The sequence below is a fragment of the Achromobacter sp. 1L-A-4-B-C2 genome (assembly GCF_057291955.1).
Genome location: NZ_JBXAWP010000004.1, coordinates 363,518 through 381,055, shown reverse-complemented (window position 1 = coordinate 381,055; position 17,538 = coordinate 363,518). Strand labels below are relative to the sequence as shown.

General features: G+C 65.9%; 13 protein-coding genes and 1 tRNA gene. 9 read left to right on the top strand and 5 right to left on the bottom strand.

The window, feature by feature from the left end; all coding sequences use genetic code 11:
• Positions 1-184: 184 nt before the first annotated feature.
• From fdnG to AC0Z35_RS20345, 7 genes are all read left to right on the top strand, one after another.
• Positions 185-3,253, top strand: a complete 3,069-nt coding sequence (gene fdnG, locus AC0Z35_RS20375) for a formate dehydrogenase-N subunit alpha (RefSeq protein WP_146073921.1) — start codon at positions 185-187, stop codon at positions 3,251-3,253.
• A gap of 10 nt (positions 3,254-3,263) precedes the next feature.
• Positions 3,264-4,163, top strand: a complete 900-nt coding sequence (fdxH, locus tag AC0Z35_RS20370) for a formate dehydrogenase subunit beta (protein WP_046805599.1) — start codon at positions 3,264-3,266, stop codon at positions 4,161-4,163.
• A complete protein-coding gene (locus AC0Z35_RS20365; protein WP_046805600.1) occupies positions 4,156-4,788 on the top strand; it encodes a formate dehydrogenase subunit gamma in 633 nt (210 codons plus the stop codon). The genes fdxH and AC0Z35_RS20365 overlap by 8 nt, the downstream gene beginning before the upstream one ends.
• Before the next feature lie 78 nt (positions 4,789-4,866).
• Positions 4,867-5,799 carry a formate dehydrogenase accessory protein FdhE gene (gene fdhE, locus AC0Z35_RS20360; RefSeq protein WP_104144836.1) on the top strand — a complete coding sequence of 311 codons (933 nt, stop codon included), beginning with the start codon at positions 4,867-4,869 and terminating at the stop codon, positions 5,797-5,799.
• Positions 5,800-5,803: 4 nt separating this feature from the next.
• Positions 5,804-7,327, top strand: a complete 1,524-nt coding sequence (selA, locus tag AC0Z35_RS20355; RefSeq protein WP_485132586.1) for an L-seryl-tRNA(Sec) selenium transferase — start codon at positions 5,804-5,806, stop codon at positions 7,325-7,327.
• Positions 7,324-9,270 carry a selenocysteine-specific translation elongation factor gene (selB, locus tag AC0Z35_RS20350; RefSeq protein ID WP_485132585.1) on the top strand — a complete coding sequence of 649 codons (1,947 nt, stop codon included), beginning with the start codon at positions 7,324-7,326 and terminating at the stop codon, positions 9,268-9,270. The genes selA and selB overlap by 4 nt, the downstream gene beginning before the upstream one ends.
• Before the next feature lie 13 nt (positions 9,271-9,283).
• A tRNA-Sec gene (locus AC0Z35_RS20345) sits at positions 9,284-9,379 on the top strand.
• Between the two features lie 53 nt (positions 9,380-9,432).
• On the opposite strand, the gene AC0Z35_RS20340 is transcribed toward AC0Z35_RS20345, so the two are convergent.
• On the bottom strand, positions 9,433-9,981 hold the full coding sequence (locus AC0Z35_RS20340) for a TlpA family protein disulfide reductase (RefSeq protein ID WP_104144879.1): 549 nt from the start codon (positions 9,979-9,981) through the stop codon (positions 9,433-9,435).
• Between the two features lie 158 nt (positions 9,982-10,139).
• Here AC0Z35_RS20340 and selD point away from each other — a divergent pair, with 158 nt between their 5' ends.
• Positions 10,140-11,201 (top strand): selenide, water dikinase SelD, encoded by a 1,062-nt coding sequence (gene selD, locus AC0Z35_RS20335; RefSeq protein ID WP_046805603.1) that lies wholly within the window; start codon positions 10,140-10,142, stop codon positions 11,199-11,201.
• Between the two features lie 106 nt (positions 11,202-11,307).
• On the opposite strand, the gene AC0Z35_RS20330 is transcribed toward selD, so the two are convergent.
• The gene (locus AC0Z35_RS20330) at positions 11,308-13,458 is read right to left on the bottom strand and encodes an LTA synthase family protein (protein WP_485132584.1); all 2,151 of its coding nucleotides are present in this window, start codon (positions 13,456-13,458) and stop codon (positions 11,308-11,310) included.
• A gap of 222 nt (positions 13,459-13,680) precedes the next feature.
• On the bottom strand, positions 13,681-14,622 hold the full coding sequence (locus tag AC0Z35_RS20325; protein WP_485132583.1) for a LysR substrate-binding domain-containing protein: 942 nt from the start codon (positions 14,620-14,622) through the stop codon (positions 13,681-13,683).
• Positions 14,623-14,749: 127 nt separating this feature from the next.
• Between AC0Z35_RS20325 and AC0Z35_RS20320 the strand changes: the two genes are divergently transcribed.
• Positions 14,750-15,418, top strand: coding sequence for a 2-hydroxychromene-2-carboxylate isomerase (locus AC0Z35_RS20320; RefSeq protein ID WP_046805606.1), 669 nt, complete (start codon positions 14,750-14,752; stop codon positions 15,416-15,418).
• On the opposite strand, the gene AC0Z35_RS20315 is transcribed toward AC0Z35_RS20320, so the two are convergent.
• Positions 15,405-15,782 carry a DUF779 domain-containing protein gene (locus tag AC0Z35_RS20315; RefSeq protein ID WP_046805607.1) on the bottom strand — a complete coding sequence of 126 codons (378 nt, stop codon included), beginning with the start codon at positions 15,780-15,782 and terminating at the stop codon, positions 15,405-15,407. The genes AC0Z35_RS20320 and AC0Z35_RS20315 overlap by 14 nt on opposite strands.
• Before the next feature lie 117 nt (positions 15,783-15,899).
• Complete coding sequence (gene adh / locus AC0Z35_RS20310; protein WP_485132582.1) at positions 15,900-17,429, bottom strand: aldehyde dehydrogenase; 1,530 nt, start codon at positions 17,427-17,429, stop codon at positions 15,900-15,902.
• Between the last annotated feature and the right edge of the window lie 109 nt (positions 17,430-17,538).

Sequence of the window (17,538 nt, the reverse complement as noted above, 5' to 3'; positions counted from 1 at the left end):
CCAGACACTCCAAAATCTGCGAACAACTCCCATTTCGCCGCCAAATCGGCGTTAGCCGGGCTTTTGCCGTGGCGCGCGACTTGGTCTTGCGAATATACTTATTGAAATATCCTTGGAAGTTGTAGGGCTTTTCCGCGTTGGGCAAGCCACCGGCTTTCGTCATTCACCAGGAGAGGAGTGCTTCATGGTCAACATGAATCGCCGCCAGTTCTTCAAGGTGACAGGTGCCACCCTGGCAGGCTCTAGCCTGGCATTGCTCGGGGTAGCCCCCGGCACGGCCATGGCTGAAGTGCGCCAGTACAAACTTGCGCGCATGACCGAAACGCGCAACACCTGTCCCTACTGTTCGGTCGCCTGTGGCTTGCTGATGTACGGTCTGGGCGACGGCGCCAAGAACGCGCGCGCCAGCATCATGCACATCGAAGGCGACCCTGATCACCCCGTCAACCGCGGCACGCTCTGTCCGAAGGGCGCGGCGCTGATCGACTTCATCCACAGCCCCAACCGCCTGAAGTACCCGGAATACCGGGCGCCCGGGTCGGACAAATGGGTGCGGATGTCGTGGGACGACGCGCTGACCCGCATCACCAAACTCATGAAAGCCGACCGCGACGCGAACTTCGTCGAGAAGACCGCGGACGGCAAGACAGTCAACCGGTGGCTGACCACCGGCATGCTGGCCGCCTCTGCAAGCAGCAACGAGGTGGGCTACGTTACGCACAAGACCGTGCGCAGCATGGGGATGTTGGCGTTCGATAACCAAGCGCGTGTCTGACACGGCCCGACGGTGGCAGGTCTTGCCCCGACGTTTGGCCGTGGAGCGATGACGAACCATTGGGTCGACATCAAGAACGCGGACGTAGTGCTGATCATGGGTGGCAATGCCGCCGAGGCCCACCCGTGCGGGTTCAAATGGGTCACGGAAGCAAAAGCCCATAACAAGGCGAAGCTGATCGTTGTGGATCCGCGCTTTACGCGCTCGGCATCCGTGGCGGATTTCTACGCGCCCATACGCACCGGCACCGACATCATCTTCCTGGGTGGCGTCATCAAGTACCTGTTGGATCACGACAAGATCCAGCACGAGTACGTGCGCAATTACACCGACTTTTCTTTCATCGTTCGTGAGGACTTCACGTTCGAGGAAGGCTTGTATTCCGGCTACAACGCCGACAAGCGTTCCTACGACAAGGCCAGCTGGGACTACGAGCGCGGCGACGACGGTTTCGTCAAGACGGACCCGACGCTGGCGCATCCGCGCACCGTCTACCAACTGATGAAGAAGCACTATTCGCGCTACACCGAAGACATGGTCGAGCGCGTGTGCGGCACGCCCAAAGACAAGTTCCTGAAGGTGTGCGAAATGCTGGCGTCCACCGCCAGCCCCACCCGCGCGGGCACGATCCTGTACGCGCTGGGCTGGACGCAGCATTCCATCGGTTCGCAGATCATCCGCACCGGCGCGATGGTGCAGCTGTTGCTGGGCAACATCGGCATCGCCGGTGGCGGCATGAACGCGCTGCGCGGGCACTCGAACATTCAGGGCCTGACCGATCTTGGCCTGATGTCGAACCTGCTGCCGGGCTACATGACGCTGCCCAACGAACCCGAGCAGGATTACGCCAAGTACATCGAGACCCGTACGCAAAAGCCGCTGCGGCCCAACCAGCTCAGCTACTGGCAGAACTACAACAAGTTCCACGTCAGCCTGATGAAGGCCTGGTGGGGCAACGCCGCCACGGCGGAAAACAACTGGGCGTTCGACTACCTGCCCAAGCTGGACAAGCTGTACGACATGCTCCAGGTCTACGAGCTGATGGTCCAGGGCAAGATGAACGGCTACATCGCGCAGGGTTTCAACCCGCTGGCGGCGGCGCCCAACAAGGCCAAGTTGAATGATGGTTTCGCCAAGCTGAAATTCCTGGTCATCATGGACCCGCTGGTCACCGAGACCTCGGAATTCTGGCGCAACGCGGGCGAGGCCAACGATGTGGATCCGTCCAAGATCCAGACCGAAGTCTTCCGCCTGCCCACCACCTGTTTCGCCGAGGAAGACGGCGCGCTGGTGAACTCCGGGCGCTGGCTGCAATGGCACTGGAAGGGCGCCGAGCCTCCGGGCGAAGCCAAGAGCGACATCGAAATCATGTCGCTGATCTTCACGCGCCTGCGCAAGATGTACCAGGACGAAGGCGGCACGTATCCCGACCCTATCGTCAACCTGTCCTGGCCGTACTCCAACCCGCAGAACCCCACCGCCGAGGAACTGGCCAAGGAATACTCCGGGCGCGCCCTGGTGGACCTGGTCGACCCCAAGGACCCCACCAAGGTCACCCGCAAGGGCGGCGAGCAAGTGGCGGGCTTTGCGGAACTGCGCGACGACGGCTCCACCGCCAGCGGCTGCTGGATCTTCGCCGGCGCCTGGGGGCCCGGCGGCAACCTGATGGCGCGGCGCGACAACAGCGACCCCACCGGCATCGGCCAGACCCTGAACTGGGCCTGGGCGTGGCCGGCCAACCGCCGCATCCTGTACAACCGCGCATCTTGCGACGTGGCGGGCAAGCCCTTTGATCCGCGCCGCAAGCTGATCGGCTGGAACGGCAAGATCTGGGCCGGCGCCGACATCCCCGACTTCAAGGGCGACGAAAACCCCGACGGCGGCATGGGACCGTTCATCATGAACCCGGAAGGCGTGGCGCGCTTCTTCGCGCGGGCGGGCATGGCCGAAGGGCCGTTCCCGGAACACTACGAACCCTTCGAAACGCCGCTGGGATACAACCCGCTGTACCCGAAGGCCAAGGGCGTGACCAACAACCCGGCCGCGCGCGTCTTCAAGGACGACCTGGCCGCGATGGGCACGGTCGACAAGTTCCCGTACGTGGCCACCACCTACCGCCTGACCGAGCACTTCCACTACTGGACCAAGAACGTCCGCATCAACGCGATTCTCCAGCCGGAGCAATTCGTCGAGATCGGCGATGCCTTGGCCAAGGAACTGGGTATTGCCAACGGAACGCGGGTCAAGGTGTCGTCCAACCGCGGCTACATCAAGGCGGTGGCGCTGGTCACCAAGCGCCTGCGCGCGTTGACCATCGAAGGCAAGACGGTGCACCACGTGGGCATTCCGATCCACTGGGGTTTCGTGGGCCTGGCCAAACCCGGCTTTTTGACCAATACCCTGACGCCATTCGTGGGCGACGGCAATTCCCAGACACCGGAATTCAAGTCGTTCCTGGTCAAGGTCGAGAAGGCCTAGGAGAACCGACATGTCCATGCAATCCCTAGACATCAAGCGGCGCTCGGCCACCACCACGCCGCCGCCCGGTATCCGTGAACCCATCACGGGCTCGGTCGCCAAGCTGATCGACGTCTCCAAGTGCATCGGGTGCAAGGCTTGCCAAAGCGCCTGTATGGAATGGAACGATCTGCGCGACGAGATCGGCACCAACGTGGGCGTCTATGACAACCCGGCCGACCTGACCGAGCATTCCTGGACCGTCATGCGCTTCTCGGAATACGAGAACCCCGCCGGCGACCTGGAATGGCTGATCCGCAAGGACGGCTGCATGCACTGCGAGGACCCGGGCTGCCTCAAGGCCTGCCCCTCGCCGGGCGCCATCATCCAATACACCAACGGCATCGTGGACTTCCACGAGGAAAACTGTATTGGCTGCGGCTACTGCATCACTGGCTGTCCGTTCAACGTGCCGCGCATCTCCAAGAAAGACCACAAGGCGTACAAGTGCACCTTGTGTTCCGACCGCGTGGCCGTCGGCCAGGAACCGGCCTGCGTCAAGGCCTGCCCCACCGGCGCCATCGTCTTCGGCACCAAGGAAGACATGAAGCAGCATGCCGAGGAACGAATCGTGGACCTGAAGTCCCGCGGTTTCGACCAGGCCGGGCTGTACGACCCGCAAGGCGTGGGCGGCACCCACGTCATGTACGTGCTGCATCACGCCGACCAGCCCGGGCTGTATCACGGCCTGCCCCAGGACCCGAAGATCAGTCCCATGGTGTCGCTGTGGAAGGGCTTGGCCAAACCGCTGGGTGTGGCCGCGATGGCCCTGACCGCCCTGGCGGGATTCTTCCACTACGCCCGCGTGGGCCGTAACGAGGTGTCGGAGGAAGACGAGCGCCGCGCCGAAGAGGAGATCCGCCATGACTGAAGACCACCGTCACCGTCGCATCAAGCGCTATTCGCCGGGTGAGCGCACCAACCACTGGATCATCGCCTTCACGTTCATCCTGTTGGCGCTGTCCGGGCTGGCGCTGTTTCACCCGTCGATGTACTGGCTGACCAACCTGTTCGGCGGCGGCCCGTGGACGCGCATTCTGCACCCCATCATCGGGGTGGTGATGTTCGTCTGCTTCGTCGTGTTCGCCGGCCACATGTGGCGGCACAACCTGATGACGCGCGCCGACCGCCAGTGGCTCAAGCAGCTGAACGACGTGGTCGAGAACCGCGAGGAAAAGCTGCCCGAAGTCGGCAAGTACAACGCCGGCCAGAAGCTGCTGTTCTACGTGCTGGTGTTGTGCATGCTGGGCCTGTTCGCCAGCGGTATCGTGATCTGGCGCGAATATTTCGCGTTCTATTTCCCGATCTGGGTGGTGCGGGTCGCGTCCGTGGTGCATGCCGTCAGTGCGCTGGTGCTGATCTGCTCGATCATCGTGCACATCTACGCCGCGATCTGGGTCAAGGGCTCGTTGACGGCCATGCTGCGCGGTTATGTCACGGCGGGCTGGGCGTGGAAGCACCATCGCGCCTGGTTCCGCGAACAGATCCGGAAGTAGCGCCGGTTTTATCCTGATCGCACGGCTGCTATCCTTCTTCGAAGGCTGGCAGCCGTGTTTGTTTTTTTGGAGACGCAATTGCAGCGAATTCTTCCGCGCGGTGAAATCGAAGCGCTAGACCACAATGTCATCCCCCGCGTCAGCCTGCCTGAACGCGGCTCGATTTTTTCAACGCGCGCGGCGCGCCTGCGGCAACTGGCGTCGGATAGCCCGGTGGCCGATTACCTGCTGCTGATGGCGCATCTGGTCGACGCCCAGCATCGCGCCCTGCAGGACTGCGCCGCGCCCGGCGTATCCGAAGACCGGCTGTCGCTGGCGCAGGCGCATGGCATGCCGCCGCTACAGGCGGTGGGCTGGCCGCGCGACCCGATGTGGCGCGGCATCCTGGCGCGCCTGGTCGATGACGTATCGCGTACCGCGGGGGTGCCTGCCGAAGCCGTCGAAGTCTGTACTGCGTTGCGCCGCGCAATCGACCAAGACCCCGAATCCCTCGAAGACCTGGCCGAAGCCGTGTTGGCCGAACAGGACCAGGGCGTGGACGGCGCGGCCGCGCCCTTCGTCATGGCGGCCCTGCAAGTCTATTGGACCGATCTGGCCAGCCGCTTCGACGCCAAGCAATTGCCCGTGGTCAGCCCGTTCGGCGTGTGCCCCGTTTGCGCCAGCTTGCCGGTGGCCAGCGTAGTGCGCGTGGGCGGCCAGTTCGAAGGCTACCGCTACTTGTGTTGCAGCCTGTGCGCCACGCAATGGCACATGGTGCGCGTCAAGTGCACGCATTGCGAAGACGTGGAATCGGTGGCGTACCAGGCCATCGACGGCCGCGCACCCGCCATCAAGGCCGAAACCTGCGACCACTGCCACACCTATCGCAAGATCTTCTACCAGGACAAGGACCTGCACGTGGAACCCGTAGCCGATGACCTGGCCAGCCTGATGCTGGACGTGCTGGTGGGCGAGGCAGGTTATTCGCGCGCCAGCGGCAACCCGCTGCTGTGGCATGGCAACGAGGACTAGCCGCATGGCCGAGCTTCCGTCAGAAGACAGCGCCGTCGCCGCTGAGACTGCCGCTGCTGAAACCGCCGCCGCTGGGGCTGCCGGCGTCGGGACTGTCGCCGCTGAAACCGCCGCCGCCGATACTGCCGCTGCTGCGTCCGACATCCCGCCGCTGGACCGCCTGTTGAATGCGGATGCGATGCGTGTGGCGTTGGACACGCACGGCCGTACCCAGGTTGTGGCTGCATTGCGCCGCGACCTGGATGTCTTGCGTCAACGCGCGCTGGCCGGCGGCTTGATGCGCCATGACCTGGATGCGGCAATGGTTGCGGCCCGCGTGACGGCAGCGCTGGACAAGGCCGCGCAACCCCGCCTGCGCGCGGTCTATAACCTGACCGGCACCGTGCTGCACACCAACCTGGGCCGGGCGCTGCTGCCCGACGAAGCGGTGGCCTCTGTGCTGCGCGCGCTGACCACGCCGGCCAATCTGGAATTCGATCTGGATACCGGTGGCCGCGGGGATCGCGACGATCTCATCGACGACCTGCTGTGCGAACTGACGGGCGCCGAAGCCGCCACCGTCGTCAACAACAACGCCGCCGCCGTGCTGCTCATGCTGAACGCCCTGGCGGACCGGCGCGAGGTCGTGGTGTCGCGTGGTGAACTGGTTGAAATCGGCGGCGCGTTCCGCATCCCCGACATCATGAAACGCGCCGGCGCCAGGCTCGTTGAAGTGGGTACCACCAACCGCACGCATGCCGCCGACTACGACGGCGCCATCGGGCCGCGCACCGCGATGCTGATGAAGGTGCATTGCAGCAATTACGCGGTCACCGGCTTCACCAAGAGCGTCGGCGTGGCCGAGGTGGCGGCGCTGGCGCATGCCAAGGGCTTGCCGGCCACGGTAGACCTGGGCAGCGGCACGCTGGTGGACCTGACGCAGTTCGGCCTGCCGCGCGAAGACACGGTGCGCGACACCATCGCGGCAGGCGCCGACCTGGTCACCTTCAGCGGCGACAAGCTGCTGGGTGGCCCGCAAGCCGGCCTGCTGGTCGGCCGCGCCGACCTGATCCGCAAGATCAAGAAAAATCCGCTCAAGCGCGCGCTACGCGTCGGCAAGCTGACGCTGGCGGCGCTGGAACCCGTGCTACACCTGTATCGCGCGCCCGAATTCCTGGCGCAGCGCCTGACCACGCTACGCCTGCTGACCCGGCCGCAACGCGATATCCAGCCGCTGGCCGACCGGCTGCGCGACGTTTTGGCGCATGCGGTCGGTGCGAACTACGCCGTGCAGGCCGTTCCCATGTTCAGCCAGATCGGCAGCGGCGCGTTGCCGGTGGACCAGTTGCCCAGCTTCGGCCTTGCGCTGCGCTACACCGGCAGCGGGCGCCCCGGCCGCCATCTGGACAAGCTGGAAACCCGGCTGCGCTGTCTGCCCACGCCCGTCATCGGCCGTATTGCCGACGACGCGCTGTGGCTGGACCTGCGCTGCCTTGAAGCCCGTGACGAAGCCGCCTTCACCGCGCAACTGGCGGAGCCGCTGGCATGATCATCGGCACCGCCGGACACATCGACCATGGCAAGACCACGTTGGTGCGCGCGCTGACGGGCGTAGATACCGACCGGCTCAAGGAAGAAAAGGCGCGCGGCATTTCCATTGAATTGGGCTACGCCTACACGCCGCTGGACAACGGCGACGTGCTGGGTTTCATCGACGTGCCTGGTCACGAAAAGCTGGTGCACACCATGGCCGCCGGCGCCAGCGGCATCGACTTCGGCCTGTTGGTGGTGGCCGCCGACGACGGCGTCATGCCCCAGACCCGCGAGCACCTGGCCATCCTGACGCTGCTGGGCGTCGCGCGCGGCGCGGTGGCACTGACCAAGGCCGACCGCGCCGACGCCCAACGCCTGGCCGCCGTGCGCGCCGATATCGCCGCGCTGGCAGCGGGCACGTTTCTGGACGGCGCCCCGGTCCATGCCGTAAGCGCCACGCAGACCGACGACGTTGGCACGGCGCATTTGAAAGACTATCTGCACCGTCAGGCGCAAGACCTGCAACGGCGCGACGCGGCCGGCTTGTTCCGGCTGGCCGTGGACCGCGTGTTTACGTTGGCCGGCCACGGCACCGTGGTCACCGGCACGGCGCATTCGGGCGTGGCGCGCGCCGGCGACGAGGCGGCCGACCTGCGCCTGATGCCCGCCGGCACGCGCGTGCGGGTGCGCGGCATTCATGCGCAGAACCGGCCCAGTGAAACCGGCGCGGCGGGCCAGCGTTGCGCGCTGAATCTGGCGGGCATCGACAAGCATGCCATCGCGCGCGGCGACTGGATCGCGGACGCCCGCTGTTTTTTGCCGTCGCGCCATCTGGATGTGGCCCTGACCTTATTGCCGTCCGCCGACGCGCCCTTGCGTGCATGGGCGCCGTTGCACGTGCACATCGGCGCGGCGCGCCACGTGGCGCACGTGGTGCCGATCAGCGCCGAGACCTTGGCGCCCGGGCAGTCCGGCTGGGTGCAACTGGTGTTCGATGAGCCCGTGTGCGCCATGCCGGGCGACCGCTACATCGTGCGCAACGCGCAGGCCACGCGCACGGTCGGTGGCGGACGCGTGCTGGACCCCAACGCACCCGACCGCAAGCGCCGCGCCGCCGCTCGCATGCAGGCGTTGCAGGCCCTGTCCGACATGCTGGATGGCGGCGGTTTGCCACCGGTGCTGGCGCAGGCGCCGCTGGGCCTGGACGAAGCCGCGTTGCAACGCCTGACGGGCATGCCGGTGCGCGACATTGCCGCCCCTCATGGCGCGCTGTGGGTCGAAACGCGCAACGCGCAGGCGCCCCGCACGTTGATCCTGGCCGCGCACTGGCAGGCGCTGCTTGCCCGCGTCGAACAGGCGCTGGCATCCTTTCACCACGGCGCGCCGGACGAGCCCGGCCCGGACAGTGCACGCCTGCGTCGCATGGCGATGCCGGTGGGCCCCGATGCGTTGTGGACCGCCGTACTCGACGCGCTGCAACGCGATGGGCGCCTTTCGCGCAACGGCCCTTGGCTGCACCTGCCGTCGCACACGTCCACGCTCGCCGACGACGAAAATGCGCTGGCCGCGCGTGTGCTGCCGCTATTGAACGCCGGCGCGTTCGACCCGCCATGGGTGCGCGACGTGGCGCGCGCGCTGGCCGAACCCGAAGAGCGCGTGCGGCTGCTGCTGCGCAAGCTGCTGCGTCGCGGCGAAGTCGCGCAAGTGGTCAAGGACTTGTTCTATCACCGCGATCAGGTGCATGTGCTGGCCAGCATGGCGGCGGACCTGGCAAGCCAGGCGCGCGGCCTGAACGCGGCGGTGTTCCGCGACGCCACGGGCCTGGGACGCAAGCGCGCCATCCAGATCCTGGAATTCTTTGATCGCGTGGGCTACACGCGGCGTGTGCGCGACACCCATGTGCTGCGCGGCGACAGCGCTTTTGCTTCGACGCAAGAGGCGCCGCAGCCGGTATCATAGGCACCTTCGCTGCGGAAGGCATCCGTGCCCGGCGGCACGGCTGGGCTTCAAACCCAGTTGGGGGCGTCAGACGTTCCCAGGTAGGTTCGACTCCTGCTGCCTTCCGCCACACCCCCCGCCACACCCCCCGCCACGGCTTCATCCACGCACACCCCTGCGCGCCTACCGCCGCAACATGCGCGTCACCACGGCCGTCACCTGTTCCGACTTCCAGTCCAGCTCGCCCAGATGCCAATATCGGATCGACCCGCCTCGGTCCACCAGGTAATTGGCCGGCAAGGCGATGGCATCCCATTTCTTTGACGCCGCGCTGTTGCGGTCGTGCATTACCGTGCCGGCCACCGGCGACTTGGCCAGAAAGGTCGAAACCTTGCCCAGCGCTTCGCCCACATTGACGGCCACCAGCCGCAGGCCTTCTTCACGATGCCGCTTGGCCATGGTGGACATCAACGGGATGGCGTCGCGGCACGGCTCGCACCAGGTGGCCCAGAAGCTGACGATGACCACGTTGCCGCGCCAGGCCGACAGCTTTTGCTCGCGCCCGGAAAGGTCGGGCAGTACCAGGGCGGGGGTGGGCAAGGTCCATGGCGCCCAATCGGGGCCGGTGGCGGCCTTGAGCGCGGCGTCATCGGCGGCGCGCGCCAGCTTGGGCAGATACGGCAGGGCGGCCAGGGACAGGCCGGTTTGAAGCAGGCGGCGGCGGCTGATCAAGACGGCGTCCTTCGCAAAGGTCAAAGGGAAACGGGCTTGGATGGCGGGCGTCGCGCGGGTCCTGCCCGGCATACCGCCACCGCGCGCGTCGCCGAAACATCATAGGGCGAAGGGCGGGCGCGATGCTATCCTTTTTCGATTGAGATCCGGAGACTGAAATGACCCACGATGTAGCGTCCGCGGCAGTGCCGCGTTTGACTTCGCTTTCGCATGGCGGCGGCTGCGGCTGCAAGATCGCGCCGGGCGTTCTGTCCGAACTGCTCAAGCGTTTCGGCCCCGCCGCCAGCTACCCCAACCTGATGGTGGGCACCGAGACCGCCGATGACGCGGCAGTGTATCGGCTTAATGACGAGCAGGCGCTCATCGCCACGACCGATTTCTTCATGCCCATCGTTGACGACCCGCACGACTTCGGCCGCATCGCCGCGACCAACGCGCTGTCGGACGTCTATGCGATGGGCGGCACGCCAATCATGGCGCTGGCCATCGTGGGCATGCCGATCAATGTGCTGCCGCACAGCGTCATCGCGGACATTCTGCGCGGGGGCGAATCGGTCTGCGCCGAAGCGGGCATTCCGGTCGCGGGCGGCCACAGCATTGATTCGGTCGAGCCCATCTATGGCCTGGCGGTGATGGGCCTGGTGCATCCCAGCCGCGTCAAGCGCAACGCCGATGCGCGTGCGGGCGACGTGCTGATTCTGGGCAAGGCGTTGGGCGTGGGCATCTTGTCGGCCGCGCTGAAAAAGAACCAGCTGGACGAAGCCGGCTACCGCGTCATGATCGACACGACAACCCGCTTGAACCGGCCCGGCGCCGCGTTGGCCGCGCTGGACGGCGTGCACGCGGTGACCGACGTCACGGGCTTTGGCTTGCTGGGCCACGCGCTGGAAATGGCGCGCGGCGCAAAACTGACCGCGCGCCTTGACCTGGATGCGTTGCCCTGGCTGCCCGGCGTGGAAGCGTTTGCTTCCCAGGGCGTCATCACGGGCGCATCGGGCCGCAATTGGGCCTCGTACGGCAACGCCGTGCAGCTGTCCGCGGGTGTCACCGACGCGCAGCGCGCCTTGCTGACCGATCCGCAAACCTCGGGCGGACTGCTGGTGTCCTGCGCGCCGGAAGTGGCCGACGCGGTGCTGGCGCTATTCCGTGAGCAGGGCTTTGACCAGGCAACCGTCGTGGGCGAGATGATCGCGGGTGACGGGCAAGTGCAGGTTGGCTGACCGTGCATCGGTCAGGGGCGGTTCCGAGCCGCCGCTGGGCTGATCGTGGCAGCCTCGCGCTGCGGCATGCCGCGCCGCCCCGGCTTTCGGGCGCGGCAGTGCAACCTTACGGCCGGGCTTGCGATTGCACCTGGTAATTGATCTGCCAGAGCATCAGCTTGGGATAGGCGGCCAACCGCTCTTGCTGGGCGCGCTGCGTCGGCGTGGTCGCTTGTTCGGCGCCTAGCGCCAGGCCCTGCGCGTTGGCCCAGGGCAGGATCTTGCCTGGGCGGTCGCGCCGGTACGCACCGTCTTGCGTGATCGTCAGATGCGGGTCGTTGATACCGAAGCACCAGACCGGGTCCGGCTGCGCCGCCAGCAGATCGCAGCCCGTGCGGTAGTAAGGCGTGGCGGGCAGACTCAGCTGATACAGCGTGGGCAATATGTCTTTGTGGCCGCCCACGCGGGCCGGGTCGAACACCGATTGGCCCCGGTACGCTTGCGGCACGTACAGGTAGAAGGGCACGGCGCGGGCCAGCGCGGCTTCGCGCGCGTCCTGGTAATTCAGGCCCTGCATATTGTGGTCACCCGTGACCGCGATGATGGTGCGGGCGCCGCTGGCCGAGGCCTTCACGCGCGTCAGGAACTGGCCCAGCTGATCGTTGGCGTAGCGCAGCGCGTAGAACGCGTCTTGCACCGAGCTCCAGCTTTTAAAGTACGGCTGGCGCGTCACATCGGCCAAGTCCAGGCCGCTGCGCTGCGCGCCGTCGGGCGCGATGAACGGGGGATGGTGCGTGGTGGACAACGCAACGATGAACAGCGGCTGGCCATCCCGATCGGCATCGGCCAGGCGGCTTTCGATGTAGCGGAACATGTATTCGTCCGGTACGCCCCACGTGCCTGCCTGGGCTTCGGGATACTTGGCGCGCAAGGTCTGCTGGTCGATGAATTCGTGGGCGCCCAGGTGCGTGGCGAAGGTGCCCAGGTTGCGCCAGGTGGCCGCGCCGGACGTCACGAACAACACACGGTAGCCGCGTGCCAGATACGGTGCGAAGGCATTGCTGGCGAAGGTGTCGTCGGCGGCCGACGATTGGCCGATGGCCGGCACCGGGCTGCGTACCAGCAGGCGGGCCAGGGAATCGATCGTGCCGTTGCCTTCCGACAGGAAGCGGTCAAAGCGCCAGTCCTGTTCCCAATGCGGGCGCAGCGCACCGAGCAGATCGCGGCCCGGTTGGTCATAGGCATTAAGGTGGTGACCCATGCTTTCCATGACTTGCAGCACAACATGCGGCGGCCGCGCTAGCGCTGCCGGGTTGGCGCCGGTCACCGCGTTAAAGGGCGTCAGGTCGGGTTTTACCGGGTGCCCGAGAAACCGTGCGTACAGCGCTTCGCCTTCGGCGGCGGTGGCGGGCAGGAAACGCTTGTCGTTGCCATGCTCGCGCAGCGCCCACGAGAAAGCAGAGATGCCGTTGGGCGCAATGGCGTTCAACAAGCGCATGGTCGAGATACTGGTGTCGTCCTTGTTCAGCGGAAACCGGCCCAGCGACCCCCGGCAGGCCAACACGGTAACGGCAACGATGAACAACAGTTGCAGCGCGGTGGGAAGCAGCGCCCGCCGCCGCAACGGCAGGCTGAGCACGCGGCGGCGCCAGCGTGTCCCCAGCCACCACGTGCAGACCAGCACCGCCGACAGCAGCACGCCCGCTTGCACCACCGGGTATCCGTGCCACAGCGTCATCAGGATGGCGCGGGTATCGTCGTCGATCATGCCGAACACGAAGATATCGATCGATCGGGAAAACGTGGCGAAGTAACAGACGCTGACCACGGTGGAACCGGCAATCAACGCGGCCATGGCCGCCCCGACGCCCGGCGTCAGGCGCAGCCAGCGGGCATACAGGGGGCGGCTGCCGGCCACCAGCATCGCCATCAACAGCAACGCCGAAAAGGCGATGCTGGTGACCTTGATGTCGAACAGCAGGCCAATCCCCAGCGTGCGGCCCACGTCTTGTGGCAGCGCGGAATAGGTGGCCGACGGCGCGTACTTCACCAGTAGATAGCTGCGTCCGATGAACTGCGCCAGGACGCTGACCAGCCAGGGCGCCAGGATCACGAGGAATGCGCGCTGCACGTTGTGAAACCAGTCTTGCCAGGTGTCGGTGTCGGTCAGGCGTAAACGCTTTATCTGCATCAGTGGGGGGGCCAGGCGAAAAACGGGGGTTGCGGCAACAAAGCGCCCCTGGCCCGGGCTTGATGGGCCATCAGGGGATGAATGCATGATGGAACTCCGGCCCCGATTTCCGGGTTGCGGGGGATCGCGGGAATCCTACAAGGCGCGCCGGAGTGGCTGGGATCGAACAGGCGGCTTTCGTGGTTGGGGTTATGGCCGCTGTTCGCCATGCAGCGCGAACTGTACTTGAGCGGGACCCGAAATGTACAAAGGTTTGTATAGCTTTGTGAGTGGCGTGTACGAACCGTGGCGGGGTCGGATGGCCGCTGGTCAGCGGGCAGAGCCGGGGGCGGATTCGCCGGACAGGTCGCGGGCCGTGGTCGCCGCCTGTTGCATCAGCCACGCGGCGACCACATCGGCGTCGGCGGTGCTGCGCCGCGCGTTGCGGACCAGCCAATAAGCGTGCTCGGTGGCCAGGGCGGCCTGCCCGCCCACCGGTTGCAAGCGCCCGTCGGCCAGCATCGGCGCAATCAGCGCCAGCCGGCCCAGCGCGATGCCATGGCCGGCCAGCGCCGCCAGCACGATCTGGTCGTATTGGTTAAAGCGCAGCATGCCCTTGGCGCGCGCCCGGTTCAGGCCGCGCGCATTCAGCCATTCCGACCATTGCAGCCAGGGCCGGGTCGGGTCGTCGAATTCAAGCAGCACATGGCGTTGCAGCTCGCGCGCATCCAGCTCGCGGGCATTCAGCGACGGGTGCGCCACGGGCACCACCGACTCTCCGAACATCCAGGCAGCGGTATCCGGGACGCTGTCGCGCAGGCTGTAGCGGATGGCGATGTCGACGCTTTCGCGGTCGATATCGATCAGGCGGTTGTCCGCAGCCACGCGCACGTCGATATGCGGGTGCGCCGACTGGAAGGCGCCCAGGCGCGGAAGCAACCACAGGGAAGCCACGCCGATGGTCGTGGTCACGGTGACCGGTGTGCGGCGCTCGGGCGCGCGCAGCTGTTCGGTCAGGTCGCCCAACTGGCTCAGCCACACGTCGGCCATGCGAAATAGCTGCGCGCCTTCAGAGGTAAACGACACGCTGCGAAAGCCGCGCACCAACAGCGGTACGCCCAAATGCGCTTCCAGGGCGCGGATCTGGCGGCTGACGGCGGACTGCGTCACATGCAGATCCTGCGCGGCAAGGGTGATGCTCATGCGGCGGCCCACAGCGACGAAGCCCCGTACCAGATCAAGCGGCGGGAGTTTTGCCAGCGGATATGACATTCGTGAAACTCATGCGTATCGGGCGGAAATGTTGCTTGAGCAATAGTACGCCCGCAGCGTTCAATAGAAGCCTGCGACAAGCGCCAGCCGGGCCTTGGTCGCAGCCCAGCCCTGCCGGAGTTGCCTGATGAACGCGTCTTTGCCCGACTCGCCCCGCATGCAGATGTGGTTCGATTTCGCCAGCCCTTACAGCTATCTGGCCATCTTGCGCGTGCAGGCGCTAGCGGAAAGCGCGGGCGTGGTGGTGGACTTGCGCCCCTTTTTGCTGGGGCCGATTTTCCAGGCCCAGGGCTGGAACGATTCTCCGTTTCGCCTGTTCCCGGGCAAGGGCGCCTACATGATGCGGGACATTGCCCGCCTGGCCGACAAATACGGCATTACCTACAACCGCCCGCGACTGTTCCCGCGCATGAGCGTGCTGCCGGCGCGCATCGCCCTGCTGGGCCAGGACGAACCGTGGTGCCGCGATTTCTGCGTGGCGGTATTTCGCGCGAATTTCCAGGACGACCTGGACATCCAGTCCGAAGACGTGGTGCATGGCCTGCTGCAAGACCTGGGGCTGGATGCCGATGCGCTGATCGCGCGCGGCAAGTCCGAAGCCGCCAAGGAAGCGCTGCGCCGTCAGGTGGACCGCGCGCGGGACCTGGGCCTGTTCGGCGCGCCCACGTTTTTTGCGGGCAGCGAAATGTTCTGGGGCAATGATCGCCTGGAAGACGCGCTGCAATGGGCGCGCGATCGGGTAGGCGCCGGCGACGTTGCCTTGGGTGACCAGGACAATTCCGTCAGCCCTTCGTAACGGGCGCCACGCGCGCCCATTCCTCGTCCGAGTACAGGCGCGATCGCAGCAGGAAGCGCTTGCCTTCCGCGCTATCCAGCGAGAATGCCCCGCCGCGCCCGGGCACCGCGTCGATGATGAGCTGGGTGTGCTCCCAGTACGCAAACTGGTCCTCGCCCATGTAGAACGGGCAGCCTTCCAGCTGGCCCAGCAGCACGTCCGAGCCCCCGACCATGAATTCGCCCTGGGCATAGCACATGGGTGAGCTGCCATCGCAGCAGCCGCCCGATTGGTGGAACATCAGCGGGCCGTGCTTGGCGCGCAAGGTGTCGATCAGTTGGCGCGCTTGGTCGGTGGCGACGACGCGCGGGGTGGGTGCTTCCATGGCGGTGTCCTGTGTAGGGGCCGTGGTCCGGCGGCCCGGCGGCCCGGCGATCTTGCGCTCCGAAGTTCCCGCGCGCCAGGCCCGAAGGCCCGGCGCGCGTTGCTCACGCTTTTCGCGTCAGAAGAAACCCAGCTTCTTGGGCGAATAGCTCACCAGCAGGTTCTTCGTCTGCTGATAGTGGTTGAGCATCATCTTGTGATTTTCACGCCCGATGCCCGACTGCTTGTATCCGCCAAACGCCGCATGCGCGGGATAGGCGTGATAGCAGTTCGTCCACACGCGGCCCGCCTTGATCGCGCGCCCCATCCGGTAGCACGTGTTGGCATCGCGTGACCACACGCCCGCGCCCAGGCCGTACAGCGTGTCGTTGGCCAGCGCCAGCGCGTCGTCGGCATCCTTGAACGTGGTTACCGCCACGACCGGCCCGAAGATTTCTTCCTGGAACACGCGCATCTTGTTGTGGCCCTTGAACACCGTGGGCTGCACGTAGTAGCCGCCTTCCAACGCGCCTTGCATCTGCGCCCGCGAGCCGCCCGCCAGCACGTCGGCGCCTTCCTGCTTGCCGATATCCAGGTAAGACAGGATTTTTTCCAGTTGCTCGGTGGACGCCTGCGCGCCCAGCATGGTGTCGCCGTCAAGCGGGTTGCCCTGCTTGATCTCGGCCACGCGCTTAAGCGCGCGTTCCATGAACTTGTCGTACAGCGATTCCTGGATCAACGCGCGGCTGGGGCACGTGCACACCTCGCCCTGGTTCAGCGCAAACATCACGAAGCCCTCGACCGCCTTGTCCAGAAAGTCGTCATCTTGCGCCGCCACATCGGCAAAGAAAATGTTGGGCGACTTGCCGCCCAGCTCCAGCGTGACGGGGATGATGTTCTGCGACGCGTACTGCATGATCAGCCGGCCGGTGGTGGTCTCGCCGGTGAAGGCGATCTTGGCGATGCGCTTGCTGGAGGCCAGCGGCTTGCCGGCTTCCAGACCGAAGCCCGTCACCACGTTCAGCACGCCCGGGGGCAGGATGTCGCCAATCAGTTCCATCAGCAGCAGGATGCCCAGCGGGGTCTGCTCGGCGGGCTTGAGCACCACGCAGTTGCCCGCGGCCAGCGCGGGTGCCAGCTTCCACGCCGCCATCAGGATGGGAAAGTTCCACGGAATGATCTGTCCGACCACGCCCAGCGGCTCATTGAAGTGGTAGGCCACGGTGTCGCTATCGATTTCCGACAGGCCGCCTTCCTGGCTGCGGATGCACGAGGCGAAGTAGCGGAAGTGGTCGATGGCCAGCGGGATGTCGGCGGCGCGCGCTTCGCGGATGGGCTTGCCGTTGTCCCAGGTTTCGGCGTTGGCCAGGCGTTCCAGGTTGGCTTGCATCACGTCGGCGATCTGCATCAGCATGCGGGCACGTTCAGCGGCCGGGGTCGCTCCCCATTTCGGCGCGGCGCGGTGGGCGGCGTCCAGCGCCAGGTCCACGTCGCGCTCCTTCGAACGCGCGTTGCGCGTCAGCACCTGGCCGGTGACGGGCGTGACGTTGTCGAAGTACTCGCCATCCGCCGGCTTTTGCCACTTGCCGTCGATGAAGTTGTCGTACTGCGTTTTCAGGTCCAGACGGGTGCCATATGTGTCCGGGGTGATGCGGGTCGCGATGTCCATGCTTGTCTCCGATTTTGTGGGATAGCGGCAGTCAGCTGCCTGCCTGGTATCAAGCAAGGAACATGCCAACGTGCGGGCTTCCCCGCTGGACAGCGCGCGCCCTCGCGTG